Source organism: Pseudomonas leptonychotis, from assembly GCF_004920405.1.
Lineage (GTDB): Bacteria > Pseudomonadota > Gammaproteobacteria > Pseudomonadales > Pseudomonadaceae > Aquipseudomonas > Aquipseudomonas leptonychotis.
In genome coordinates this window covers 63,053-88,872 of record NZ_RFLV01000004.1, presented here as the reverse complement: position 1 = coordinate 88,872, position 25,820 = coordinate 63,053, and the positions used below count along the sequence as shown (strand labels likewise).

Here is a 25,820-nt window from a genome sequence, read left to right as displayed (position 1 = left end):
CTCACAGCTGAGTCTTGAAGTGGAAGGATTTCGGCCGGGTGACGTGCTCAAAGCCGACGCTAGACAGGGTGCAGCCACGCCCGGAGTTTTTCACCCCGGTCCAGGCCAGCGCCGGGTCGAGATAATCGCAGCGGTTGAGGAACACCGTGCCGGCTTGCACTCGGTCGGCCAGGGCCATGGCGGCATCCACGTCACGACTGAATATCGCGGCGGTAAGACCAAACTCGCTGTCGTTCATCAGGGCCAGGGCTTCTTCGTCATCCTTGACCTGCTGGATGCCAACCACCGGGCCGAAGGATTCCTCGGTCATCACTCGCATGCCGTGGTGCACATTGGTCAGTACCTGCGGTGCAAGGTATTGGGAGCCGGGATGGTCGAGGGCAAAGTCGGCGGGCACTAGATGCGCCTGTGCGCCTTGCTCGATGGCATCGTGAATTTGCCCACGGACGAAATCCGCTGCATCAGCACGCACCAATGGGCCGAGGGTGGTGTCCGGATCATCGGAACGACCGAGTGTGTATTGCTTGACCAGCGCCACCGCTTGCTCGACGAAGGCCCCAAAGAGCGATTCGTGCACATAGATGCGTTCGATACCGCAACAGGACTGCCCGGAGTTGAAAAAAGCGCCGTCGATGGTGGTTTCCACCGCATGCGCAAGGTCGGCATCGGCACGTACGTAAGCGGGGTCTTTGCCGCCCAGTTCCAGGCCGACACTGAGGAAGCGCCCCACCGCCACGCGCTCGACCATGGTGCCGCCCGGCACCGAACCGGTGAAAGCGACGTGGGCGATGGTCGGCGCCTGGATCAGCGCCTCGGTTTCCCCATGACTGAGGTGCAGGTACTGGAACACGCCCTCCGGTAAGCCAGCCTCAATAAAGGCCTCAACCATGCGCTCGCTGCACAGCGGCGTTTGCGCAGAATGTTTAAGCAACACCGCATTGCCTGCCAACAGCGCCGGCATCACCGCATTCACCGCCGTCAGATAGGGGTAATTCCAGGGGGCAATCACCAGCGCCACACCCAGCGGCTCACGACGAATAAAGCGAATAAATCCGGGTTTTTCCGGCACCGGAATATCGGCCAGTGCCTGCTCGGCAATGTCGGCCATATAGCTGGCGCGCTCAACAAAGCCGCGCACCTCGCCAGCCGCATAACGAATTGGCCGGCCCATCATCCAGCACAGCTCTTCAGCCAACTGGTTTTCCTTGGCGGCAAACGCGGTAATCGCCTTGCGGCCGATGGCGATGCGCTCGGCCAGAGGGGTATTTTTCCAGGCCACCTGCGCCAATTCGGCCTTGACTAACGCCGCCTGGATCTCTGGGTTTGAGGCCAGATGACGCTCGACATACACCGAGCCGTCGATGGGGGATATGCATTGCAGTTTGCTCATTGCTTGCACCATAGAGTCCTGTCACCAACAACAGGTAGGTCTGTTGTGTATCTACAAGCCTGGATCTCGTAGGGCGGATGGCGCTTTACCCATCAACCGATACACGGGTGGATGAAAACAGCGTCATCCACCCTACCCAGCGCCTCTAGCCCCTGTGTCTATCTGTGAGCCTTGCTAGGCAGGGCATCAAATAATTTCGAAGTAGCGATCCAGCTCCCAATCGCTGACATGGCGGCGGTATTCGCGCTCTTCCCACTCGCGGCTGGCGGCAAAGTGCTCGACGAACTCGTCGCCAAACAATTCGCGCGCCGCCGTCGATGCCTTCAAGCGCTGCGCGGCATCCCACAGCGTGCGTGGCAGAGCCAGCTCTTCCGGATGCTTCATGGCATAGGCGTTGCCCACCACAGGCTCAGTCGGCTCCCATTCCTGCATCACCCCGTACAAACCGGAGCCGAGTGCCACCGAGAGAGCTAGATAGGGATTACCGTCAGCAGCGCCGAGGCGATATTCCTGGCGCTGCGATTTGTCAGTACCGGGAATCACCCGCAATGCAGCGGTGCGATTCTCCACGCCCCAGGTGGCGTCGGTGGGCGCCCAGAAGCCGGGAATCATCCGTCGGTAACTGTTCAAGGTTGGCGCGACCATGCACAGAAACTCCGGCATCAAACGCTGCTGGCCGGCGAGAAAATGCCGCTGCAGCTTGCTCATGTTGTGCGCCTGAGTTGGGTCGTAAAACGCCGACTTGCCGCTGGCCAGATCGCGCAGCGACACATGAATATGCCCACTCTGCCCCGGATATTTGCCCGACCATTTGGCCATAAAGGTGGCCATCAGACCGTTGCGCTGGGCCAGCACCTTCATAAAGGTTTTAAACAATGCGCCCTTGTCCGCTGCGGCCTCGGCGCGGTCATAGGCAATCGCCGCTTCCAATACGCCGGGACCAGTTTCGGTGTGCAGGCCTTCGATGGGGAAGTCCATGCGTTCGGCCATTTCGAGAATTTCGTGGTACAGCTCGGCATGCACCGAGTTGCGGATCATCGAATAACCGAACCAGTCCGGCGTAAATGGCTTTAGATCGCGAAAGCCCTTGGCGCGGGCCGACTCCGGGGTTTCATCGAACATAAAGAATTCGTATTCCAGCGCGGCAAAGGCATCAAAGCCCATGGTCTTGCAGCGCTCCACTACGCGGCGCAGGGTGGCGCGTGGGCAGACCTTTTCTGCCGCCTCGGCAAACTCGCAGATAAACAGCAACATGCCGTTTTCAAAGGGCAACTCACGGCAAGTGTGTGGCAGCACACGCACAGGGGCATCGGGGTAGCCGGTGTGCCAGCCGGTGTATTGGGCGTTGTCGTAGAGCTGGTCCTTCACATCCCAGCCGAGCACCACATCGCAGAAGGCAAAGCCGCTATCGAGGGCCGAGAAGAACTTGCTGCGGCTAAGGTATTTGCCGCGCATCACCCCATCGTTATCGAACACCCCCACCTTGATATGGCTAAGGCCCCGCTCCTCGACAATGCGCTTGGCATCCAGGGCGGTTTTCACGTCTCGCGGATTGAGCATAAATGCACCTGCCTCTTGTTGTTATGGCTGACGTCCGGTGTCAGTCCTGCAGGCAACAACAGAGTCTAAGCGCAGCCCCGCAACCACCACATCATGCGCCCCGACTACCACTCAACGCCTGTTAGAACGGCCGGGAAAAACCCAGTTAGTGTGGTACAGGATTGCCGAGTTGGCTGGTTGATCGGGCAAATATCTGCGGCGGCATGCGGCAAGCGCATTGCCAGGTAACACGCGGCACAGCGTAAAACGCCCGCGTCTTGCGGCGCGGGCGTGGTTAGTACAGGTCACTCAACGCCATCAACGATAAGGCGCGCCCGCTTTGGCCATGAGTGCGTTGTACTTCTTGAAGATCTCCACCACGCGGGCGCAGCGTGGGCTGGTTTTGGCAATCTCATCCCAGAACTTCAGCGCCTCGGCTTCCACCGTGGCCCATTCTTCGGCCGGGATGGAGGTCAGTTGCAGCTTGCCGCCTTCAACTCGCAGCTGCGCCTCGCCACCCCAGTACCAGTGCTGACGGTAATAGTTGGAGCTGTCCATGCACAGTTTGAACAGGGTTTTCAGGTGCTCCGGCACCTCGGCCCAGCGATCTGAGTTGGCGAAGTAGGAGCCGCACCAGGCACCGGAGATGTTGTTGGTGAGGAAGTACTTGGTCACGTTGGCCCAGCCAACGGTGTAGTCCTCGGTGATGCCGGACCAGGCGATGCCATCCAGCTCGCCGGTTTGCATCGCCACCTCGACATCTTCCCAAGGCAGAGTCACCGGAATGACACCGAAACGGGAGAGAAACTTGCCGGCCGTAGGGAAGGTGAAGATGCGCTTGCCCTTGAGGTGCTCAAGCTTGGTAATCGGCTCCACCGTGGCGAAGTGGCACGGGTCCCAGGCGCCGGCGCCGAGCCAAGTCACGCCTTTAACCTCACCGTAGGCCTCGGCCCAGATCTCGTTGAGGCCATATTTTTCGAACAGTACGGGCACATCAAGGCTGTAACGGGTGGCAAACGGGAAATAGCCGCCGAACACCGAGATATCCACCGGCGCGGCAATGGAGTCGTCATCACTCTGCACCGCGTCGATGGTGCCCTTCTGCATGGCGCGGAACAGCTCACCGGTAGGCACCAGCTGGTCGGCGTAATACAGCTGAATTTCCATCTCGCCATTGGCGGCCTTATTGAAGGCATCGATGGACGGTTTGATTACATGCTCGCCCAAGGCCGCGCCGGCGTAGGTCTGCAAGCGCCACACGATTTTCTTCGGCTCGGCGGCGTAGATATGCGCCGAACCCAATGCCGTTGCCCCGGCTGCCCCGGTGGCCACCGCGGCGGTTTTTAGAAAACTGCGTCTCGTACTCATGCTGTTATCTCCAGGCTTGTCGATTCAGATGGCATACAACCGCACTGCCTGGCCCACGGGGCGCTGGCAGGGTTTTCAGAGGGGCAACCTGCACCTGATTTCGACAAAGCCCTTGAGGATTGCGTACGGCATAAGCGGCACTGCGCCGCTGCAATCCTCACTGGCTTCTATAGGTACAACTGCGCTGGCCTACTGCTGAAACTCATGTGCTCACCCGCCGTAATGCCACTGCGGTAACCACAGGGCGATCTGCGGGAAGACCATGACCAGCACCAGCGCCAGCACCATGATCAGCACGAATGGGGTAACCGACACGTAGATGTCGCGCAGCGAGACTTCCGGCGGAGCCATGGCGCGCATCAGGAACAGGTTGTAGCCGAATGGCGGGGTCATATAGGCGATCTGGCAGGTGATGGTGTAGAGCACGCCATACCAAACCAGATCAAAGCCCAGAGCGCCGACCAAAGGAATATAGAGGGGGGCGACGATCACCAGCATGGCAGTGTCATCGAGAAACATGCCCATGATGATGAATGACAGCTGCATCAGTATCAGCACCTGCCAAGGCCCCAGCCCCAGGCTTTCGAGGAAGAACGCCTCAATCGCCTTGACCGCACCGAGGCCGTCGAATACCGCGCCGAAGCACAGGGCGGCGAGGATGATCCACATAAACATGCAGCTGATGCCGAGGGTCTTGCGCAGGGTTTCTTCCATCACACTGCGGGTCAAACGGCCCTTGACCAGCGCCATCAGGGTGGCCGCCGCCGCGCCCACCGCCGAGCTTTCCACCAGGCTGGTAATGCCCATCAGAAACAGCCCGGTCATGCAGAAGAAGATAAACAGCGGTGCGATGCCGGCCTTGAGTAACAGCAGCTTCTCGCGCCGGCTGATCTGCCCACGCTCTTCTTCGGACAAAGCAGGGCCCAACTCAGGTTGCAGGCGGCAACGCACGGCGATATAGAGGATAAACAGCCCCGCCATCAGCAGGCCGGGCAATACGCCGGCCAACCACAGCTGGCCGACGGGCTGGCGAGCGATCATGCCGTACAGCACCAGCACCACGCTGGGCGGAATCAGGATACCCAGGGAGCTGCCGGCCTGGATCACCCCGGTGACCATGATCTTGTCGTAGCCACGGCGCAGCAGTTCTGGCAAAGCAATGCTGGCGCCGATGGCCATGCCGGCCACGCTTAGGCCATTCATTGCCGAGATCGCCACCATCAGGCCGATGGTGCCGATGGCCAGGCCACCATTGAGCGGGCCCATCCACACGTGGAACATCTTGTAGAGGTCTTCGGCCAGCCCCGACTCGGAGAGCATGTAGCCCATAAACACGAACAACGGCAGGGTCAGCAGCGGGTACCACTTCATCAATTTCATGGCCGCGCTGAAGGCCATTTCGGACCCACCATCGCCCCATAACAACAGCGCCGCCGCCACCGCGACAAAGCCGATCGCGCCAAACACGCGCTTGCCGGTAAGTAGCAGCAACATCATCGTGGAGAACATCAGCAGGGCGATCAGCTCGTACTCCATTACAACGATTCCCCTCGGGCGGCGGCAATGTCCTTGAACAGGGTGGCGATGGCCTGCAGCAGCATCAGGGCGATGCCGATGCACATGATGATCTTGATCGGCGCCATGGGTGGCGACCAGGCCGAGTAACTGGTTTCGCCGTATTCCAGGGCGTATTGGGTCGAGGAAATACCGCCGTAGAGCAGGAATACCAAATAGAAAATCAGAAAGCCGATGGTGATCGCATCGATGATCGCCCGAGCCCGTGGCGACCAACGGCTGTAGAACAGGTCCATACGCACATGAGCATCAAGCTGCATGGAGTAGGCGCCGCCCAAGAGGAAGTAGGCAACCATCAGAAACTGCGCCGACTCCAGCGTCCAGGCTGCCGGCAGAAAGAAGGTTTTGCTGATCGAGGAGTACAGCAGCACGCCGAGAATGGCGAAGATCAGGTACATGGCGAAGCGCCCGACTACGCGGTTAAGCGTTTCCACTGCGTGCACAAACAGCCTGATGGCCTTGGGCATACTGCACCGCCGAATAATTGTTATTCCGAGAGCCTAGACCATGATTGAGCAAAGCCAACCAGCGCTGACAGCACCAGCACAAAGCACGCCAACTCTTTTGCGCAGGTAATCTCTCTCGAAAAATCAGCAGCTTAGTGCGTAGCAAAAAGCTGCCGTAAAACCCTGCTAGCCTTCTAGAAAGCCCATCAGCACCGCCACGGTGCGCGCGGGGTCCTCTTCTTGGGGCACATGGCCTAGCTCGTCAAACAACACCAGACGGCTGCCCTTGATATCGCGTTTGAAGCGCTCGGCGTTGACCGGCGGAATCAGCTCATCGCGGCCACCCCAGAGAATCAACGTCGGCATTTTGAGTTCGCTGATACGGGTGTAACTCTGCCCCGCTTCGACCTGGATAAAGCGCTGACGCAAGGCGTCGCGATTACCAGCGCGCAGGGTCAGCTCATAGTAGCGATCAATCAGTTCATCACTGACCTGGCCCGGGTCGCCATAGACGTTACGGATGCTCGCCTCGATCATCGGCCGGGGCAGCACGTTGGCCATCACTGGAGCCAGCGCGGGGATCTGCGCCAGACGAAAGCCAATAGGCATAGACGTGGCATTGCGCGGGTAACCGGCGGCGTCCACCAGCACCAGACGCTCGACCCGCTGCGGATGGTCCAGGGCAAACTGCCAGGCCAGTTGCCCACCAAAACTGTTGCCGGCGACCACCGCGCGCGGCACCTGTAATTGCTCCAGCACGTTGGCGAGGAAGGCGCTGTAGTGGCTCATGCGGTAATCGCCGTCAGGGAATGGCCCAGTTAAACCAAAACCCGGCAGATCCAGGCTGATCACCCGTCGTTTATCCTGCAAAACCGCCACCCAGCCTTCCCACGTATGCAAACTGGCTGAGGTGCCGTGCAGCAACACGATAGGCGCAGGATCATCACGCGGGCCTTGGTCGCGCAGGTGCACCAGCATGCCGTCGATGGCTACAAACTGCGACGGCGCCAGCGCCCAGCGTGGCTTGAGCTCCGCCACCTGACGATCCGGCGCCCAATACCAGGCGACTGCCGCCGTTACCGTTAACAACACCAGCAGCACAACACTGAGTAGAACCTTGGCAAACCGCTTCATGACGAGTCCTTGTGGTGGGTCAGTGGCAAGCGTAGTCAATGCAGCGCTGGCTGCCCGCCGCCGATAACCTTTTAGCAGGCGAAAAAAAGCCCCTATGTGCCGGGGCTTGAGGAGTGTTGCGCCGTTTTGCGGCGCACACGAAAAACGAATAACTAACGCATCAGCAGCCGCTTCGAGGCTGGTGCTTAAACCAGGCTCATCAGCGCATCACGGCTGAACGGCAGAATGTCCTGCTCGCGGCCATCACGCACTTTCACCGCCCAATCCGGATCAACCAGCAGGGCACGACCTACGGCAACCAGGTCAAACTCCTGCTTGTTCAAACGCTCCAGCAGGTTCTCCAGGCTGGCTGGCTGAGCCACCTTGTCGGTGTTGACCATAAACTGCAGGAACTCGCCATCCAGGCCGACGCTGCCGACGGTGATGGTTGGCTTGCCGGTCAGCTGGCGTGTCCAGCCTGCCAGGTTAAGGTCAGAACCTTCGAATTCAGGCTCCCAGAAGCGGCGGGTCGAGCAGTGGAAAATGTCCACGCCGGCGTCAGACAACGGCTTGAGGAAAGCGCCCAGTTCTTCCGAGGTCTGGGTCAGACGTGCGCTGTAATCCTGCTGCTTCCACTGCGAGAAACGGAAAATGATCGGGAAGTCCGGGCCTACGGCGGCGCGCACAGCCTGGATCAGCTCGATGGCAAAGCGCGAGCGCTGGGCCAGATCGCCGCCGTATTCGTCGGTGCGCTTGTTAGTGCCTTCCCAGAAAAACTGATCGACCAGATAACCGTGAGCGCCGTGGATTTCCACGCCGTCCATGCCGATGCTCTGAGCATCTTTGGCGGCCTGGGCGAATGCCGCGATGACCTCGTTGATGTCGTCCTGGGTCATGCCGTGAACCACGACAGTGCCTTCCTTGATTTTCTCGCTCGGACCGTAGCCTGGAACGCTGGCATCCGGCTCGGTGCCCAGCTTGCGCACATTGCCCACGTGCCACAGCTGCGGAACGATCTTGCCGCCTTCTGCATGCACAGCGTCGACAACCTTTTTCCAACCGGCCAGAGCATCCTCACCGTAAAAACGCGGCACGTTCGGGTAGCCGTTACTGGCCTTGTGGCCAACCGTGGTGCCTTCGGTAACGATCAGGCCAACACCAGCAGCAGCGCGGCGACGGTAATACTCGATGACCTTGCTGTTCGGCACACCGCCAGGGGAGAAGGAACGGGTCATCGGCGCCATGACCACACGGGTCGGCAGCTCCAGGTTGCCCAGGGTAAAGGGTTGGAACAGCGCTTTAACAGGATCGGTCATCATCATTCCTCGGGGCGGCCACAGCGCCGCAACTGGTTAATAGGGGTTGCGATCAGGCCTGCAACAACAGCTGCAGGCGTTGGATAAAGTCAGTCAGGGCGCGGCTGTTGTTCGCCACCTTGAGCCGGGTCAGCGCGCCTTGCCAGGCATTGGTGATAAAGCTCGCCAGGTTGCGGCAGTCCTCACCGACCGGTAGTTCGCCAGCCGCCTGCGCCTGTTCCAGACAGCTCTGCAGGGTGTCCGCCGAGGCTTGCAGAATCGCATCGACCTGCGCGCCCAAGGTTGGCGACAACTCGGCCATTTCAAAACTCAGGCTGCCAATAAAGCAGTGGTACTCCAGGCGCTCCTGGCGGGCGAAGTGCTCCACCAGCTCGGTGTAATAACCGAGGATGCGCTCGCGCGGGCTCACCGCCGGATTGCCTAAGGCTTCGGCATAACGCGCCAGGCGCGGCTGGTAAACCTGCTGCAGGGCCTGCAGGGCAAAGTCTTCTTTACTGGCGAAGTAGTGGTAGAAGGAACCCTTGGGCACGCCGGCGGCCTGGACGATTTCCTGCACGCCGGCACCGTGATAACCACGACGGGTCATCACCTCGGCGCCTTTGGCGAGGATCAGGTCACGCTTGTCGACACGGATACTGGAGTTCATGCCGCAAGGATATGACCGGTCGTCTAGGGCCGCCCAGCACTATTGATTTGCGTGATTATCAACAAGAAGCAGAGTGGGTCTCAGCAGGACTGAGCCTCGATCAGTACGAGGCTCAAGTAGGGAGAGAGATACAGAACCTGCTCAACGTTTCGCGAGCTAGAGCCATGCAAAGCGCTACGTTAGTAACAGCCTCGGCTGGTCAATGCAGGTGAGAAACGCAGCGCAGCGGAGTAACAGCCGCAGGCTGGCCCGAAGGGTGAGCGCAGCGAATCACGCGGAACCTGCTTTTAACGCAGCAAGGCCGACGCGCAGCAGACGTTGAGTAGGTTCTTAGCCGCGGGCGGCTTTAATCACTTCGATATAGGGTTCGGCAAAGCGTTGATCCTGGATCAGCGCGATAAAGTCATGGCCTTGGGCGTCTTTAGCATTCAGGTCATAACCCGCTGCAACGAAGAAACCGACAAAGCGCTCGAAATCATCAATCCGCAAGCCACGGTAGGCTTTGACCAGCTTGTGCAGCGACGGCGGCGTGGCGTCTGCCGGCTCCACGGCGAGGAACAGCTTGATCGGCTCGTCACCAATCTCTTCGCCAATCACCTGTTTCTTGTCTTTACGCATCGTTCACTCCAGCTAACCAGGCCACACGGGGGGCGGCAGTGTAACCCCCACATGCCCCGCCGCTCAACGCGAGCGGCGTGCGCGAACAACCCAGCGAGTTGTGCGGCAACGCATGCGATGAGCGCGCTACAGCCGCAACAGGACGCGCCTCGTATACAATATCTGCACTTCTGACCAACGCGAGGCCTGCCTCTTGCCACTGCCCAGTTTCAATGCGCCCAACCTAGGCGTCACCCCAACGGCCTCGGAAGTCATCACCAAGCACCTGCGTGAGGCCATCATCGGCGGCCACTTCGACGAAGACGAACCGATTCGTCAGGACGACGTAGCCCGCCTGTTCAATGTCAGCAAAATCCCCGTGCGCGAAGCGCTCAAGCGTCTAGAAGCTGAAGGGCTGGTGGTGTTCCAGCGCAACAAAGGCGCGGTGGTCACACGTATCTCCGAGCCTGAACTGGCGCAGATCTTCGAGGTGCGCGTGCTGCTAGAAGTGCAGGCCATCCGTCTGGCGGTGCCCAACATGACGGAAGCAACATTCGCCCAAGCCGAGCGCATCTGCCAGGCGTTCGTTGGCGAAACTGATATCGGCCATTGGGCAGAATTGAACTGGGCACTGCACGCCTGCCTCTATGAGCCGGCCCAGCGTCCCTTCTTGATCAACCTGATCCGCTCGATCCACGACAAAGTCGAGCGTTACCTGCGCATGCAAATGAGCCTGTCCGCAGGTAAAGACCGCGCTGACCACGAGCACCGGGAAATCCTTGAGGCTTGTCGCGCGGGGGATGCCGACAAGGCCGCCATGCTGATCGAGCAGCACATCATCGGTGTCTGCCGCACGCTGTACGAGCACTTGCCAAACCGGCTTACACCGAACTGATCACAACTACCCGCGCCGCAAAATTCAGACGCAGTAATCGGCACGCCACTGTGCCGATTTCGTCATAGCCCACCACGAAAGTCATCAAGCCGCCACGGCAGCGAAACCCCAGTCTTACAGGCACCTTATTTACACGCAGGTGCCTGCAGCCATGAAACGCATCCACGTCATCGACTCCCACACTGGCGGTGAGCCAACCCGCTTGGTGATCGAAGGTTTCCCCGATCTAGGTCAGGGCACAATGCTCGAACGACGCCAGCTATTGGCCGAACGTTTCGACGCTTGGCGCGCCGCTGTCGTGCTGGAACCACGGGGCAGCGATGTCTTGGTCGGCGCGCTGCTCTGCGAGCCACTGGACCCGAGCGCCAGCTGTGGCGTGATCTTCTTCAACAACAGCGGCTACCTCGGCATGTGCGGCCACGGCACCATTGGCTTGGTCGCCTCACTGGCCTACCTGGGCCGCATTCAACCGGGAATACACCGCATCGAAACCCCCGTCGGCACGGTCGAGGCCACGTTGCATGCGGATGGCTCGGTCAGTGTGCGCAACGTACCAGCCTATCGCTATCGCCAGGCTGTCACCCTGCAGGTGCCTGGGCTGGGTAGCGTCAGCGGCGATATCGCCTGGGGCGGTAACTGGTTCTTCCTGATTGCCGAGCATGGTCAACGCATTGCCGGGGACAATATCGAAGCACTCACCGACTACTGCTGGGCCGTGCGCCAAGCGCTGACCGCACAAGCTGTGCACGGCGAAGACGGCGAGGAAATCGACCACATCGAGCTATTCGCCAGCGACGCCGAAGCAGACAGCCGCAACTTTGTGCTGTGCCCCGGCAAAGCCTACGACCGCTCCCCCTGTGGCACCGGCACCAGCGCCAAACTGGCCTGCCTGGCCACCGATGGCAAGCTGGCACCCGGCGCCCTGTGGCGCCAGGCCAGCGTGATTGGCAGTCAGTTCGAGTGCAGTTATGAATGGCAAGACGAGGGTCGCGTTATTCCGACCATTCGCGGCCGCGCGCATATCAGCGCCGACGCCACCCTGCTGCTGGAGGACAACGATCCTTTCGCCTGGGGCATTCGCGGATGAACGCGGATGTCATCGTTATCGGCGCAGGTATAGTCGGCAGCGCCTGCGCCAAAACGCTCGCCCAGCGCGGCATGAATGTTGTGGTGCTGGACAACCATCGTGGCGGTGCCACGGCCGCCGGCATGGGCCACCTGGTCGCGATGGATGACAACCCGGCGGAGCTGGCCCTGAGTCGCTTCTCCATCGAGTTGTGGCAGCAGTGGGCGCCTCAACTCGCCGCCGACTGCGCCTACCGCAACTGCGGCACCTTGTGGCTGGCGGCGAACCAGGAAGAACTGCAGGCCGCCGCGCACAAGGGCGAAACCTTGCGTGCTCAAGGTGTCGCCTGCCACTTGCTGGATGCAGAAGATCTGCGTCAGGCCGAACCGATGCTGCGTCGAGACCTGAGCGGCGCACTCAAGGTGAACGGTGACAGCATCGTTTACGCTCCCAATGCGGCACGCTGGATGCTGACTCAAGGTGGCGCGCGTATTCGCCAACGCTGTGAGCAGGTCAGCGCGGTCGAGGGTAACCGGGTACGTCTGGCGGATGGCAGCTGGTTACAGGCCAAGGTGGTGATAGTGGCCAACGGCATCCACGCCAGCGAACTATGCCCTGAGCTGCCGATTCGCTCGAAGAAGGGCCACATACTGATCACTGACCGCTACCCCGGCCGTATTCAGCATCAGTTGGTTGAGCTTGGTTACGCCGCCAGCGCCCATGTCACCAGCGGCACCACGGTCGCCTTCAACGCCCAGCCGCGACCGACCGGACAGATCCTGCTGGGTTCATCGCGCCAATTCGACAGTCTCAGCCCAGAGGTCGAGGGGGCCGTGCTCGCACGCATGCTGCAACGCGCCCTCGACTATCTGCCAGAGCTGGGCCAGCTGAACGCGATACGCAGCTGGACCGGCTTTCGTGCCGCCACTCCAGACGGTCTGCCGCTGATCGGTGCGCACCCACAGCAGCCAGGCCTATGGCTCGCCGTTGGCCATGAAGGCTTGGGCGTCACCACGGCACCCGGCACTGCGCAGCTACTGGCCGAGCAACTTTTAGGAGAACTCTCAGCGATCGACCCCACGCCTTATCGTCCAGAGCGTTTTCTCCACACACCTGAACTCAAGGAGCAGCACCGATGATTGAGCTCAGCCTGGATGGCCAACTGCTGCGGGTAGCCCAAGGTACAACGGTCGCAGCGGCGCTCTACCTCGGCGGTGACGGCAACAGCCGGACCTCGGTCAGCGGCCAGCGCCGCGCGCCATTTTGCGGCATGGGCGTGTGTCAGGAATGCCGCGTCAGCATCGATGGCCAGCGTCGCCTGGCCTGCCAAACTCTGTGCCGTACCGGCATGCAGGTGGAGACTCAGCCATGACCCGCGACTTCGACCTCTTGATCATCGGCGCGGGCCCTGCGGGTATGGCCGCCGCCTTGGCAGCCGCCCCCAGCGGTGCGCGTATCGCCATCATCGACGACAACCCGGCGCCCGGTGGGCAAATCTGGCGTGATGGCGTACAGGCGCAGCTACCTGCCGCCGCGCGCCGCTACCGCTCGGCGTTGGCCGCAGCGAGCAACGTGCAGTTTTTTGCTGCAACCCGCGTAGTCGCCATCGCTGGTCCACAGCAGTTGCTGCTGGAGGATGACAACTGCGCCTGGAACGTTCGCTACAGCACACTCATCCTCTGCACGGGCGCCCGCGAACTATTACTGCCCTTCCCCGGCTGGACATTGCCCGGTGTCACGGGCGCAGGCGGCCTGCAAGCGCTGGTCAAAGGTGGCGTTCCGTTGGCTGGTGAACGCCTGGTGATTGCTGGCAGTGGCCCGCTGTTATTGGCCAGTGCCGCCAGCGCCAGGAAGGCCGGCGCACAGATCCAGCGCATTACCGAACAGGCCAGCCTTGCAGCCCTGTCGGCTTTTACCCTTCAGCTGGCGCGCTGGCCCGGCAAACTGCTGCAGGCCACGCAACTGCTGGATAGCCACTATCGCAGCGACAGTTTCGTCGTGGCCGCACTCGGCAGCGAGAAACTGGAAGCCGTGCGCTTAAGCCAGTCCGGCAAAATCATAGAAATCCCTTGCGAGCGCCTCGCCTGCGGCTTTGGCCTAATTGCCAATACTCAGCTGGGCCAAGCCTTGGGGTGTCGCGTGGCAGACCAAGCAATTGCCGTCGATGACTGGCAAGCGTGCAGCCGGGCCGATCATTACGCTGCCGGCGAGTGCACCGGTTTTGGCGGCAGCGAATTGGCCCTGGTTGAAGGCGCCATCGCCGGCTATGCCGCAGTTGGCGAGCAACAGCAGGCCCGCGCACTGTGGCCGCAACGCGCACGCTGGCAAGCCTTTGCCACGCAGCTCAACCGGCGCTTCGCCCTCAATCCACAGCTGAAACAGCTGGCCGAGGCCGACACACTGGTCTGCCGCTGTGAAGACGTGCCCTACTCGGCCCTCGCCGAGCGCAGTGGCTGGGTCGATGCCAAGTTGCACAGTCGCTGTGGCATGGGCCCTTGCCAGGGACGTATTTGCGGCGCGGCCTGTGAGTATCTGTTCGACTGGCAAACGCCGACACCGCGCATGCCCCTGACGCCTACGCGTATCGACAGCCTGCTGCAGCTCGCAGAGGCGCAAGTGCATGGGTAGGGTGGGTTAGCGGCGCCAAGCTCAATACGATCAGACACCGCCAGCATGGCGCGCCGCGTAACCCACCAGACGGTAGCCATGTATTGCGCCGATGGTGGGTTACGGCGCAGCAACGATCGGTGTAACGCCAGTCACATGGACAGGCGCCTAACCCACCCTACGTCCTCTCGCAGGCTAGCAATACTTCCCCATGACCGGCGCGCAGCTATAGAGTGGTGCCGCTAGCCGCTACCAGCGGCATCCACTCGCTCTGCCTGGACCCGGCCCATGTTGTTTCCCGCCCCAAGCCAACTGCTACCACCGCCCTGCGACCTGAACGAACTACTCGGCAGTTTGCAGGTAATCGCACCGCTACTCGACGCCATGCCCGGGGTGGTGTTTTTTATCAAGGATTGCCAAGCGCGCTACGTACTGGTTAACCAAACCTTGGTGCAACGCTGCGCGCTGAAAGAGCGGCAAACACTGCTTGGCAAAACCGCCGAGCAAGTTTTCCCCTCGCGCTTCGGCCCGCTGTATACCGAACAAGACCGGCGCGTGTTAGAGGTCGGAACGCCCCTCAGCGATCAGCTTGAGCTGCACCTCTACCCAGGCCGCCAACCCGGCTGGTGCCTGACTCACAAACTGGCCTTACAGGATCGCCAGGGAACGATCATCGGCATGGCCGGCATCTCTTATGACTTACAAGCGCCGCAGGCCAGCCACCCGGCGTATCAGAAGCTCGCTGCAGTCGACGCGCATATTCGTCAGCACTACGCCCACCCCATCGCGGTGAAGCACCTGGCCAGCATCGCCGGGCTGTCCATCGCTCAACTCGAACGGCTGTGCAAGCGTATTTTCCAACTCACGCCACGGCAGATGATCCACCAGGCTCGCCTCGGTGCGGCCTCACAGCTGCTAGCCGGCGAACTGCCGATCACCGAAATTGCCCTGCGCTGCGGCTACACCGACCACAGCGCGTTCAGCCGCCAGTTCAAAGCCCTTACCGGACTCTCCCCAAGCCAGTACCGCGACAGCCAACGCCACGCCTGACCCTCGCGCAAATCTCTGCGTCACGATTGTTACCCTGCGGCGCAACGTTACGGTGCACACCTGCGCGTCCTGCTTCCTTCTGTGACACCGCGAGGCTGATACGCCCTTTCGCCCGCGGCCACGCTCGCGACGTAACGGCCCTGCGTGTTCTTCGGCGTTGTAGCGCAGCGCCCAGCCCACAGGCGCTGTAGCCCAGTACACGATCCTCAAAAAGCACTTCTCAACCATCTAAGGGCGTTCTGGCATGACCGATGCATATTTAATATCGTATACGAAATCCGCAATACCAAATTCAATCCACACCAATGCTCGACCCAACCAGACCTAGAGGCCCCTATGAAAAACCCCACACTCGCCGTAGCCCTCACAGCTGTTCTGAGCACCTCCTTTATCAACGTGGCCCAGGCCGACAAGCTCGATGACATTATTGAGTCGGGCAAGCTGCGCTGCGCCGTCACCCTGGACTTTCCACCGATGGGCTTTCGCGATGAAGCGAATAACCCCGTAGGTTTCGACGTCGACTATTGCGGCGACCTGGCCAAGGTGCTTGGCGTCACCCCAGAAGTGGTCGAAACGCCTTTTCCTGATCGCATCCCTGCGCTCATTTCCGGGCGCGCCGACGTCATCGTCGCGTCCACCTCCGACACCCTGGAGCGCGCCAAGACCGTGGGCATGACCGTGCCCTACTTTGCCTTCCAAATGGTTGTGCTGACCCGTGCAGACAGCGGCATTAACAGTTACGCCGACCTCAAAAGCCACCCGGTCGGCAATACCAGCGGCACCTATGAGGCCATCGCCCTGGAGAAAGACGTGAAGGCTTGGGGCGGTGGTAGCTTCCGCGCCTACCAGAGCCTCAACGACACCATCCTCGCCGTCACCCAAGGGCACATCGACGCAACAGTCGTGACCAACACCGTCGCTGCCGCAACGCTCAAGTCGGGCAAATACAAAGGCCTGAAGATCGCCGGTGACGCGCCCTACACCATCGATTACGTGTCGCTGGCGGCCAAGCGTAACGAATACGGCTTACTCAATTACATGAACCTGTTCGTTAACCAGCAGGTGCGTACCGGCCGTTATCAGGAACTGTGGGACAAGTGGGTCGGCAAGGAAATCGCCCCGGCCAACCTGTCGGTACCCGGCGTCTACTACTGAGCCGTAGCTAATAATCCATCCATCAACGTGCGGCCTGCTTGCGGGTCGTACGGGAGCTACAGATGCCTGATTTTTCTATGCAAGCACGCAGCCTGGTCAGTGGCCGCGCGCAAGGCGATTTGCTGTATGCCGATGTTGGCCTGAGTTTCTGGGGCGGGGTCGACCCCTTCAGCGGTGAGGTGATCGACCGCCATCACCCTTTAAACGGTAACGTCATCAGCGGGTGTGTGCTGGCCATTCCCAGCGGCCGTGGCTCCTGCACCGGCAGCAGTGTATTGCTGGAACTGATTCTTAACGGGCACGCACCCGCCGCTCTAGTGGTGGCGCATCCCGAAGAAATTCTCAGCCTGGGCGTTCTGATTGCTCAGGCGCTGTTCGAGCGCAGCCTGCCGGTTATCTGTATCGGCCAAGCGGCATTCGAACGCCTGCACGACTGCACCTTTGTGCGCGTCGACGGCAGCCAGATCAACGCCTACGTCACAGCACCTAGAGACGACCAACCCGCGTCGTCACTGACAGCTGAAACATCACCTCAGCACAGCGACCTGATGCTGACCGACTACGACCACGCCGTGCTCGCAGGCGACCACGGTAAAGCCGCACAAGTCGCCATGCAGATCGTTTTGCGCATGGCGGAACTGCAAGGTGCTCGCGAATTGATCGACATCAGCCAGGCGCATATCGATGGCTGCATCTATACCGGCCCGGCGAGCCTGCGCTTTGCCGAGCAATTGGTTGCGTGGGGCGCGAAGGTGCGGGTGCCGACGACGCTCAACGCCATCTCTGTAGACCAACGACGCTGGCGCGCCCAAGGCATTGACCCGGCCTTTGGCGAGCCGGCCAGCGCCTTGGGTGATGCCTATATGGCGATGGGCGCCCAACTGAGCTTTACCTGCGCGCCCTACCTGCTCGACAGCGCACCAGAAGCCGGTGATCAGGTGGTCTGGGCCGAGTCCAACGCCGTGGTATTTGCCAATAGCGTGCTGGCGGCCCGCACCCAGAAATACCCCGACTTTCTCGACATCTGCATTGCCCTGACTGGCCGGGCGCCGCTGATCGGCTGTCACCTGGCCACAGGACGGCTGGCCACGTTACAGATCAACGTGCCGGCGCTGGGCGAAGTGGACGACGCCTTCTACCCGCTGCTCGGTTACCACATCGGCGCCCTGGCCGGCAGCCAGATCCCCGTGATCTGCGGTTTGCAGCAGGCGCAGCCGAGCCGCGATGATCTCAAAGCCTTCGGTGCGGCCTTCGCCACCACCTCAGGCGCGCCGATGTTCCATATCGTCGGCGTGACCCCGGAAGCCGCCACCTGCGAACAGGCTCTGGGCGGCATGGCAGCGCAGCGCCAGCTCGATATTAGCGCGCAAGACCTGCTTGCCAGCTGGCACGAACTGAACAGCGCCAGCAGCCCAGACCTCGGCCTGGTGTCGCTGGGCAATCCGCATTTCTCGTTAAGTGAATGTGCGGCGTTAGCCCGGCTCTGCGTGGGCAAAGATAAACACCCAGATGTAGCAGTGGTGATCACCTGCGGCCGCCACGTGCTTGAGCAAGCGCGAGACGCCGGCCATGTCGCTGCGCTGGAGGCTTTCGGCGTGCAATTTGTCACGGACACCTGCTGGTGCATGCTCGGTGAGCCGGTACTCCCGATCAGCGCCAAAAACCTGATGACCAACTCTGGCAAATACGCCCACTACGCACCGGGCCTGGTCGGCCGCCGCGTGCACTTCGCAGGCCTGGCCGCGTGCGTCGATGCAGCCTGTAACGGCCAAGCCAGCGGCGATCTGCCGAATTGGTTGAGCCAAACATCCCGCCAAGGAGGTTATTGAGCAATGTTCGATTACAGCTTCCACTGGCGCTCGGCCTTCAAGGCGCTGCCCGATATGCTCGGCGGCGCGTGGGTCACCTTCGAAACCGCCGCCCTGTCGATGATCTTCGGCGTGTTAATCGCCCTATGTCTGACCCTGATGCGGCAAACAAAAAACCCTTTAGCCCGCGGCTTCGGCAACGCCTGGGTATCAGTGGCGCGCAACACGCCGTCGCTGTTTCAGATCTACTTGCTGTACTTCGGCCTCGGCTCGTTCGGCATTCACATCAGTTCCTGGGCGGCATTGCTCGCAGGGATCACCTTCAACAATGCGGGCTATCTGGCGGAGAACTTTCGCGGCGGGCTCAAGGCCGTGCCGGAGACGCAAATGCGTGCGGCCCGCTCGTTGGGCATGAGCGCATTCAAGACCTACCAGCTGGTGATCATCCCGCAGTTGCTGCGCATCGTGTTCTACCCACTGACCAATCAGATGGTCTGGGCGGTATTGATGACCTCACTGGGCGTCATTGTCGGCCTCAACAACGACCTTACCGGGGTCACCCAGGGTTACAACGTGAAGACCTTCCGCACCTTCGAGTACTTCGCACTCGCGGCGGTTCTTTACTACCTGATCGCCAAAGCCATCGTACTGGTCGCCCGCCTACTCGGCTGGCGCCTGTTCCGCTACTAGGAGGGTAATGGCCATGTTGACTACCAGCATCACCTCGACCGACCTGCTGTTTCTGCTGCAAGGGGCCTGGACCACCATCCTGCTGACCTTGTGGGCCATGCTGCTGGGCACCGCCGGCGGGGTTATCTGCGGCCTGCTGCGCGCTACCTTGCCACGCGCCACATTGCCGCTGGCCTGGGTGCTGGATGCCTTTCGCAGCGTGCCGTTGCTGATCCAGTTTGTCTTGTTCAACTCACTGAAAAGCATTGCCGGTTTGGACTGGAGCGCGTTCTCAGTCGCCTGCGCCGTACTCGGCGTGTATGCCGCCGCCTACTGCACCGAGATCGTGCGTAGCGGCGTGCTGGCGGTATCACCCAACGTGCGCCGGGCAGGACGCTCACTGGGCCTGAATTACTGGCAAGACCTGCGCTACATCGTCATGCCGATGGCCACCCGCATCGCCTTCCCTGGCTGGCTCAACCTGGCCTTGTCGGTAATGAAAGACACCGCCCTGGTCATGTGGATCGGCATTGTCGAGCTGCTACGCGCCTCGCAAATCATCGTTACACGCATCCAAGAGCCTCTGCTGGTGCTGTGCATCGCCGGGCTTATCTACTACTTCATCAGCCTGGTGGTGGCCCGCTTGGGCAATCAACTGGAGAAAAGGTGGCAGGAAAATGATTGAGATCGAAAACGTACACAAATCCTTCGGCGACCTCGATGTCATCAAGGGCGTGAGCCTGACGGTGAACAAAGGCGAAGTGGTGTCCATCATCGGTGGCTCCGGCTCCGGCAAATCGACCCTGTTGATGTGCATCAACGGCTTGGAAGTCATCCAGCAAGGCAGCATTCGCGTCGACGGTACCGAGGTGCACAACAAAGCCACCGACCTCAATCGCCTGCGGCAGAAGATCGGTATCGTCTTCCAACAGTGGAATGCGTTTCCGCACCTGACCGTGCTGGAGAACGTCATGCTGGCACCGCGCAAAGTACTCGGCCAAAGCCGAGCTGAGGCTGAGGACATCGCCGTGCGCCAGCTGACCCACGTGGGCCTGGCGGACAAGCTCAAGGTGTTCCCCGGCAAGCTCTCTGGCGGTCAGCAGCAACGTATGGCCATCGCCCGCGCCTTGGCCATGTCACCGGATTACATGCTGTTTGACGAGGCCACCAGCGCTCTCGACCCGCAGTTGGTGGGCGAGGTGCTGGACACTATGCGCATGCTCGCCGAAGACGGCATGACCATGGTGCTGGTGACCCATGAGATCAGCTTCGCCCGTGAAGTCTCGGACCGTGTGGCGTTCTTCCGCAACGGCCTGGTGCACGAGATCGGTACCCCCGAGCAAGTGCTGGTCAGCCCGCAATACGCGGAAACGGCCGACTTTCTGAAATCCGTGCTTTAGGAGAGCAGCATGCGCTCGAGCAAAGTTATACATGTGGTCAGTTGCCATGCCGAAGGCGAAGTCGGCGACGTGATAGTCGGCGGCGTCGCACCGCCACCGGGCGATACGCTGTGGGCGCAATCGCGCTGGATCGCCGAAGATCAAACCCTGCGCAACTTCATGCTGAATGAACCGCGCGGCGGGGTGTTCCGCCACGTCAACTTACTGGTACCAGCCAAAGATCCACGCGCGCAGATGGCCTGGATCATCATGGAACCGGCCGATACGCCGCCGATGTCGGGCTCCAACTCGTTATGCGTTGCCACGGTGCTGCTGGAAAGCGGCATCCTGCCCATGACCGAGCCGCAAACCCATCTGATTCTGGAAGCCCCCGGCGGGCTGATCGAAGCCGTGGCGCAGTGCCGCAACGGCAAAGTCGAACGGGTCGAAATAAAGAACGTGCCGTCTTTCGCCGATCGGCTGGATGCCTGGATTGAGGTCGATGGTATTGGCTCACTACAGGTGGACACCGCCTATGGCGGCGACAGTTTCGTCATTGCCGACGCCCAGGCGCTGGGCTTCTCACTCGGCGCTGACGAAGCGGCCGACCTGGCCGCCTGTGGGCTTAAGATCACCCGCGCAGCCAACGAGCAGCTAGGCTTCGTCCATCCACTCAACCCGGACTGGGCGCATATTTCTTTTTGCCAACTGGCCGGCCCATTGCAACGGCAAGAGGGGATTTTGAGCGCCGCCAACGCGGTGGTGATTCGTCCCGGCAAAGTCGACCGCTCGCCCACGGGCACCGGTTGCTCAGCGCGCATGGCGGTATTGCATGCCAGAGGTCAATTGCAGGTCGGCGAACGCTTTATCGGCCGCTCGATTATTGATTCCGAGTTCCATTGCCGAATCGACAGCCTGAGCGAAGTCGCTGGGCGCCCGGCGATCATCCCCTGCCTGTCTGGCCGGGCCTGGATCACCGGCACCCACCAGCACCTGCTTGACCCTGATGACCCCTGGCCGCAGGGCTATCGCTTGTCCGATACCTGGCCAGTGGAGCTGAAGCGCTAAGGCGTGTTGAGGATTTAGAACTGCCGGCTCGCCGGTGCAACGAACCGGGCGTTACGCCCAACCACGGGAAACAGATGGCTAACTACGGCTATTTATCTTCGTATACGAAATACTTTAATTCTGCCCAGGAGGCAAACCCATGAGCCGCACCATTTTTACCGGCACCATTCCCGCCCTGATGACCCCCTGCACCGCTGAGCGCAAGCCGGACTTCGACGCCTTGGTACGCAAGGGCCACGAGCTGATCGAAGCAGGCATGAGCGCGGTAGTCTACTGCGGCTCCATGGGTGACTGGCCACTGCTGACCGAAGCCGAGCGCCAGGAAGGCGTGGCACGCCTAGTCGCAGCCGGCATCCCAACCATAGTCGGCACCGGTGCGGTAAACAGCCGCGAAGCCGTATCCCACGCCGCCCACGCGGCCAAGGTCGGCGCCCACGGTCTGATGGTGATCCCGCGCGTTTTGTCCCGTGGCGCTTCGCCAGCCGCCCAGGAAGCGCACTTCGCCGCCATTCTCGAAGCGGCGCCGAAGCTGCCTGCGGTGATCTACAACAGCCCGTATTACGGCTTCGCCACCCGTGCTCAGCTGTTCTTCAAGCTGCGCCGCAAATACGCCAACCTGATCGGCTTCAAGGAATTCGGCGGCGCGGCTGACATGCGCTACGCCGCCGAGCACATCACCTCGCAGGACAAGGACGTGATCCTGATGGCCGGCGTCGATACCCAGGTGGTGCATGGCTTCGTCAATTGCGGTGCGACCGGCGCCATTACCGGTATAGGTAATGCCCTGCCGCATGAAGTGCTGCAACTGGTCGAGCTGAGCAAGAAGGCCGCCAAGGGTGATCCCGTCGCACGGCGTCGTGCTCTGGAGCTGGCCGAGGCGCTGAATGTGCTGTCGTCCTTCGACGAAGGCACCGACCTGGTGCTCTATTACAAGTACCTAATGGTGCTCAACGGCGATCAGGAATATGCCCTGCATTTCAACGCAACCGATGCCCTTAGCGACGCCCAGCGTAACTACGCCGAGACCCAGTACAGGCTGTTCCGTCAGTGGTACGCCACCTGGTCGGCCGAACAGGGCAGCGTCTGATCGGCGCACTGCGCTTGGATCGCGGCCTGCAGCAAACGCACCAGCGGCCCTGACCCCGCCGCTGGCGTCATCGATTTTTTACCTGAAATCCGTTGCGCCCGCCGACATCCGTTACGGCCACATGTACCGCGCTGTAGTGCCGTTCATCCTGATTCAACTGTTGCTGTTTCTGCTTGTCCTCGTGTTGCCAGGTCTCGCCACCTGGTTACCGGGGCAATTGTTCTGACCCGTCACCCAGAGGAGCCATTTATGCTCAAGCTCGTTGGACACCATTACATCGCCGGGCGCCGCAGCTTTGCTGGCAGCACCACCCAACAGAGCGTCGACGCCAGCAGCGGCGAGCCGCTGCCCTATCAGTTCCACCAGGCCACAGCAGAAGAGGTGGCCGCCGCCGCCCAGGCTGCTGCTGCTGCCTACCCACAATTTCGCGCGCTCGCCGCCAGTCGGCGTGCCGAGTTTCTTGAGGCCATTGCCGACGAGATCGACAGTTTGGGCGACGATTTTGTCAGCATTGTCTGCCGCGAAACCGCCCTGCCTGCCGCGCGCCTTCAAGGTGAACGCGGCCGCACCAGCGGGCAGATGCGCCTGTTCGCCAAGGTGCTGCGCCGTGGCGATTTTTATGGCGCACGCATCGACCGGGCGCTACCCGAACGCCTGCCGTTACCCCGCACCGACCTGCGCCAGTATCAGATCGGCGTCGGCCCGGTGGCCGTGTTTGGCGCCAGCAACTTTCCTTTAGCCTTCTCGACGGCTGGCGGCGATACCGCTGCGGCATTGGCCGCCGGTTGCCCCGTGGTATTCAAAGCCCACAGCGGCCACATGGCGACAGCCGAGTGTGTCGCTGATGCGATTATTCGCGCGGCGGAAAAAACCGCGATGCCCGCGGGCGTGTTCAACATGCTCTTCGGCAACGGCGCGGGCGCCGATTTGGTCAAGCACCCAGCCATCCAGGCTGTCGGCTTCACCGGCTCACTGAAAGGTGGCCGAGCGCTGTGCGACATGGCTGCCGCGCGGCCACAACCCATCCCCGTGTTTGCCGAGATGTCGAGCATCAACCCGGTGGTGCTGTTACCGGCCGCACTAAAGCAGCGCGGCGCACAGATAGCCACTGAACTGACGGCCTCGGTGGTGCTCGGTTGTGGTCAGTTCTGTACCAATCCAGGTTTGGTGATCGGTATTCGCTCAGCTGAATTCAGCGCATTTGTGCGCGACTTCGCCGCGTGCATGCACGAGCAACCGGCACAGAGCATGCTCAATGCCGGCACGCTGCAGAGTTACAGCCACGGCTTGCAACGCTTGCATGCCCATCCTGGGCTGCAGCATCTGAGCGGCCGCCCGCAGGTTGGCAATCAGGCTCAGCCGCAACTGTTCAAGGCTGATGCCCGTTTGCTGCGCGAAGGCGATGCGCTGCTACAGGAGGAGGTATTCGGCCCGACCAGCATCGTCATTGAGGTGGCTGATCGAGCCGAGTTAGTCGCAGCGTTGCACGGCTTACATGGCCAGCTCACCGCCACCCTGATCGCCGAAACGAGCGACCTTGAGCAATACGCGGAACTATTGCCATTGCTGGAACAGAAGGCCGGACGCCTGTTGCTTAACGGCTACCCCACCGGGGTCGAGGTGTGTGACGCCATGGTGCATGGCGGCCCCTACCCGGCCACTTCCGACGCGCGTGGCACCTCCGTTGGCAGTTTGGCAATCGAGCGTTTTCTGCGCCCGGTGTGCTACCAGAACTGCCCGGATGCACAACTGCCCCCAGCCCTGCAGAACGCCAACCCGCTCGGTATTGCCCGCCTGCTGGATGGCGAAAGTACGCGTGAACCCGTGACCGGATAGTTGTCGGCACGGTCTGCGGTTCTCGTTTTGCCCCGGCACACTGCCGGGGCTTTTTTTGCCTGCTCCGCTAGACGCAGCACCCGTGACCGTGGGAAGGCGCAGCCCGTTTCACCGCACAATCAGCGCATTGAGGTCGTCATACAGCGCCTGAGGGATCTGCACGCCCTCCTCGGCACTGCGCTTGCGCGCCTCATACCGGCGCTGTGACGGCAAGCGTGCGCCCTGCCCCTGAATACTCTCGAACAAGGTCTCGGCGCGGGCCAAGTGCTCGTCGGCAGCCGCGCCGAGGAAGCGTTGCGGGTCCAGGGCGATGATCAACTCGCCGTGATAAGGCGAAGAGTCGCCGCCGTCATCGTAGGCCTTGGATTCTGCGCTGGTCAGGTCGCCTATCAACGGCCCGGCGATCAGTTCAACCATGGCCGCCAACGCCGAGCCTTTATGCCCACCAAAGGTGTGCATAGCCCCCTGCAGCACCGCCGCCGCATCCGTGCTGGGCTGGCCCTGGGCATCGATCCCCCAGCCTTCGGGGAGTGGCTTACCGGCACGCCGATGCAGTTCGATGTCGCCCCGGGCAATCACACTGGTGGCGAAGTCAAAGATAAATGGGTTATGGCCGGCCCGAGGCCAGCCGAACGCAATTGGGTTGGTGCCAAACACCGGCTTACTGCCACCAGCCGGCGCAACCCAGGCATGGCTGGGGGTAAAGGCCAAGGCAACCAAACCGGCATCGGTCAGGGCTTCGATTTCCACCCACAGTGCCGAGAAATGTACGCAATGGTTAATCGCCATCGCGGCGATACCCGCCTCCCGCGCCTTGCCCAACAACACAGGCAACCCGGCCTGAAAAGCCAACTGGGAGAAGCCACCATGGGCATCAACACGAACGATCGCCGGGGCTTGATCAAACACCTCGGGCTGGGCGTCAGCAACCACCTTGCCGGCCTTTAGCGAGCGTACGCAGCCGAGCACCCGATACAGCCCATGGGAGGCACAGCCATCGCGCTCCCCCGCGAGCACGGTGGCACTCACTGCTTGCACGTGGGGTTCGCTAAAACCATTGCTGCGCAGTATGTCCTGCGCGAGTTGATGGGCTTGTTCCAGGGTCAATCGGATCACGGTTCGGCTCCTCTGCTAATCAATGATTAGAGTGGTGCCTAGGCAGTGGAGCGGCTTGAGCCATTTACCCGGCCAGACTGACGAAATCAGCACA

24 protein-coding genes are annotated in these 25,820 nt (G+C 61.2%); 14 read left to right on the top strand and 10 right to left on the bottom strand.

Going from position 1 to position 25,820, the window contains the following annotated elements; genetic code table 11:
* Nucleotide 1 precedes the first annotated feature (1 nt).
* The 9 genes from D8779_RS17125 to D8779_RS17085 all read right to left on the bottom strand — a co-directional run bounded on the left by D8779_RS17125 (nt 2) and on the right by D8779_RS17085 (nt 10,011).
* Nucleotides 2-1,390 carry an aldehyde dehydrogenase family protein gene (locus D8779_RS17125; protein ID WP_136665684.1) on the bottom strand — a complete coding sequence of 463 codons (1,389 nt, stop codon included), beginning with the start codon at nt 1,388-1,390 and terminating at the stop codon, nt 2-4.
* A gap of 186 nt (nt 1,391-1,576) precedes the next feature.
* Complete coding sequence (locus D8779_RS17120; RefSeq protein ID WP_136665683.1) at nt 1,577-2,950, bottom strand: glutamine synthetase family protein; 1,374 nt, start codon at nt 2,948-2,950, stop codon at nt 1,577-1,579.
* Between the two features lie 297 nt (nt 2,951-3,247).
* Nucleotides 3,248-4,297 (bottom strand): TRAP transporter substrate-binding protein, encoded by a 1,050-nt coding sequence (locus D8779_RS17115; protein WP_136665682.1) that lies wholly within the window; start codon nt 4,295-4,297, stop codon nt 3,248-3,250.
* A gap of 210 nt (nt 4,298-4,507) precedes the next feature.
* Complete coding sequence (locus D8779_RS17110; protein ID WP_136665681.1) at nt 4,508-5,833, bottom strand: TRAP transporter large permease; 1,326 nt, start codon at nt 5,831-5,833, stop codon at nt 4,508-4,510.
* The gene (locus tag D8779_RS17105; RefSeq protein WP_136665680.1) at nt 5,833-6,339 is read right to left on the bottom strand and encodes a TRAP transporter small permease subunit; all 507 of its coding nucleotides are present in this window, start codon (nt 6,337-6,339) and stop codon (nt 5,833-5,835) included. Before D8779_RS17105 ends, D8779_RS17110 begins: the two co-directional genes overlap by 1 nt.
* A gap of 165 nt (nt 6,340-6,504) precedes the next feature.
* Complete coding sequence (locus D8779_RS17100; protein ID WP_136665679.1) at nt 6,505-7,452, bottom strand: alpha/beta fold hydrolase; 948 nt, start codon at nt 7,450-7,452, stop codon at nt 6,505-6,507.
* 185 nt (nt 7,453-7,637) lie between these two features.
* Nucleotides 7,638-8,747: an NADH:flavin oxidoreductase gene (locus tag D8779_RS17095; RefSeq protein WP_136665678.1), complete on the bottom strand. Its 1,110-nt coding sequence runs from the start codon at nt 8,745-8,747 to the stop codon at nt 7,638-7,640.
* A gap of 52 nt (nt 8,748-8,799) precedes the next feature.
* Nucleotides 8,800-9,393, bottom strand: coding sequence for a TetR/AcrR family transcriptional regulator (locus tag D8779_RS17090; RefSeq protein WP_136665677.1), 594 nt, complete (start codon nt 9,391-9,393; stop codon nt 8,800-8,802).
* A 330-nt stretch (nt 9,394-9,723) separates the two neighbouring features.
* Nucleotides 9,724-10,011 carry a PA4642 family protein gene (locus D8779_RS17085; RefSeq protein ID WP_136665676.1) on the bottom strand — a complete coding sequence of 96 codons (288 nt, stop codon included), beginning with the start codon at nt 10,009-10,011 and terminating at the stop codon, nt 9,724-9,726.
* 193 nt (nt 10,012-10,204) lie between these two features.
* Here D8779_RS17085 and D8779_RS17080 point away from each other — a divergent pair, with 193 nt between their 5' ends.
* The 14 genes from D8779_RS17080 (at nt 10,205) to D8779_RS17010 (ending at nt 24,610) form a co-directional block, all read left to right on the top strand.
* A complete protein-coding gene (locus D8779_RS17080; protein ID WP_205895837.1) occupies nt 10,205-10,885 on the top strand; it encodes a GntR family transcriptional regulator in 681 nt (226 codons plus the stop codon).
* Between the two features lie 151 nt (nt 10,886-11,036).
* On the top strand, nt 11,037-11,972 hold the full coding sequence (locus tag D8779_RS17075; protein WP_136665675.1) for a 4-hydroxyproline epimerase: 936 nt from the start codon (nt 11,037-11,039) through the stop codon (nt 11,970-11,972).
* The gene (locus D8779_RS17070; RefSeq protein WP_136665674.1) at nt 11,969-13,090 is read left to right on the top strand and encodes an NAD(P)/FAD-dependent oxidoreductase; all 1,122 of its coding nucleotides are present in this window, start codon (nt 11,969-11,971) and stop codon (nt 13,088-13,090) included. The genes D8779_RS17075 and D8779_RS17070 overlap by 4 nt, the downstream gene beginning before the upstream one ends.
* On the top strand, nt 13,087-13,323 hold the full coding sequence (locus D8779_RS17065) for a (2Fe-2S)-binding protein (protein ID WP_136665673.1): 237 nt from the start codon (nt 13,087-13,089) through the stop codon (nt 13,321-13,323). Before D8779_RS17070 ends, D8779_RS17065 begins: the two co-directional genes overlap by 4 nt.
* Nucleotides 13,320-14,579 (top strand): NAD(P)/FAD-dependent oxidoreductase, encoded by a 1,260-nt coding sequence (locus D8779_RS17060; RefSeq protein WP_136665672.1) that lies wholly within the window; start codon nt 13,320-13,322, stop codon nt 14,577-14,579. The genes D8779_RS17065 and D8779_RS17060 overlap by 4 nt, the downstream gene beginning before the upstream one ends.
* Before the next feature lie 267 nt (nt 14,580-14,846).
* The gene (locus tag D8779_RS17055; protein ID WP_136665671.1) at nt 14,847-15,608 is read left to right on the top strand and encodes an AraC family transcriptional regulator; all 762 of its coding nucleotides are present in this window, start codon (nt 14,847-14,849) and stop codon (nt 15,606-15,608) included.
* A 336-nt stretch (nt 15,609-15,944) separates the two neighbouring features.
* On the top strand, nt 15,945-16,763 hold the full coding sequence (locus D8779_RS17050) for an ABC transporter substrate-binding protein (RefSeq protein ID WP_136665670.1): 819 nt from the start codon (nt 15,945-15,947) through the stop codon (nt 16,761-16,763).
* A gap of 62 nt (nt 16,764-16,825) precedes the next feature.
* Nucleotides 16,826-18,592 carry a cis-3-hydroxy-L-proline dehydratase gene (gene lhpI / locus D8779_RS17045; RefSeq protein ID WP_136665669.1) on the top strand — a complete coding sequence of 589 codons (1,767 nt, stop codon included), beginning with the start codon at nt 16,826-16,828 and terminating at the stop codon, nt 18,590-18,592.
* A 3-nt stretch (nt 18,593-18,595) separates the two neighbouring features.
* Nucleotides 18,596-19,261, top strand: coding sequence for an amino acid ABC transporter permease (locus D8779_RS17040; protein WP_090244638.1), 666 nt, complete (start codon nt 18,596-18,598; stop codon nt 19,259-19,261).
* 13 nt (nt 19,262-19,274) lie between these two features.
* Nucleotides 19,275-19,925, top strand: coding sequence for an amino acid ABC transporter permease (locus D8779_RS17035; RefSeq protein WP_136665668.1), 651 nt, complete (start codon nt 19,275-19,277; stop codon nt 19,923-19,925).
* A complete protein-coding gene (locus tag D8779_RS17030; RefSeq protein ID WP_136665667.1) occupies nt 19,918-20,640 on the top strand; it encodes an amino acid ABC transporter ATP-binding protein in 723 nt (240 codons plus the stop codon). Before D8779_RS17035 ends, D8779_RS17030 begins: the two co-directional genes overlap by 8 nt.
* Before the next feature lie 9 nt (nt 20,641-20,649).
* Nucleotides 20,650-21,687 (top strand): trans-3-hydroxy-L-proline dehydratase, encoded by a 1,038-nt coding sequence (locus tag D8779_RS17025; RefSeq protein ID WP_136665666.1) that lies wholly within the window; start codon nt 20,650-20,652, stop codon nt 21,685-21,687.
* Between the two features lie 139 nt (nt 21,688-21,826).
* Nucleotides 21,827-22,774 (top strand): dihydrodipicolinate synthase family protein, encoded by a 948-nt coding sequence (locus tag D8779_RS17020; protein WP_136665665.1) that lies wholly within the window; start codon nt 21,827-21,829, stop codon nt 22,772-22,774.
* A 249-nt stretch (nt 22,775-23,023) separates the two neighbouring features.
* A complete protein-coding gene (locus tag D8779_RS17010; RefSeq protein WP_136665663.1) occupies nt 23,024-24,610 on the top strand; it encodes an aldehyde dehydrogenase (NADP(+)) in 1,587 nt (528 codons plus the stop codon).
* Between the two features lie 108 nt (nt 24,611-24,718).
* Here the strand turns inward: D8779_RS17010 and D8779_RS17005 are convergent, their stop codons facing one another.
* Nucleotides 24,719-25,726, bottom strand: coding sequence for an Ldh family oxidoreductase (locus D8779_RS17005; RefSeq protein ID WP_090244648.1), 1,008 nt, complete (start codon nt 25,724-25,726; stop codon nt 24,719-24,721).
* Nucleotides 25,727-25,820 lie beyond the last annotated feature (94 nt).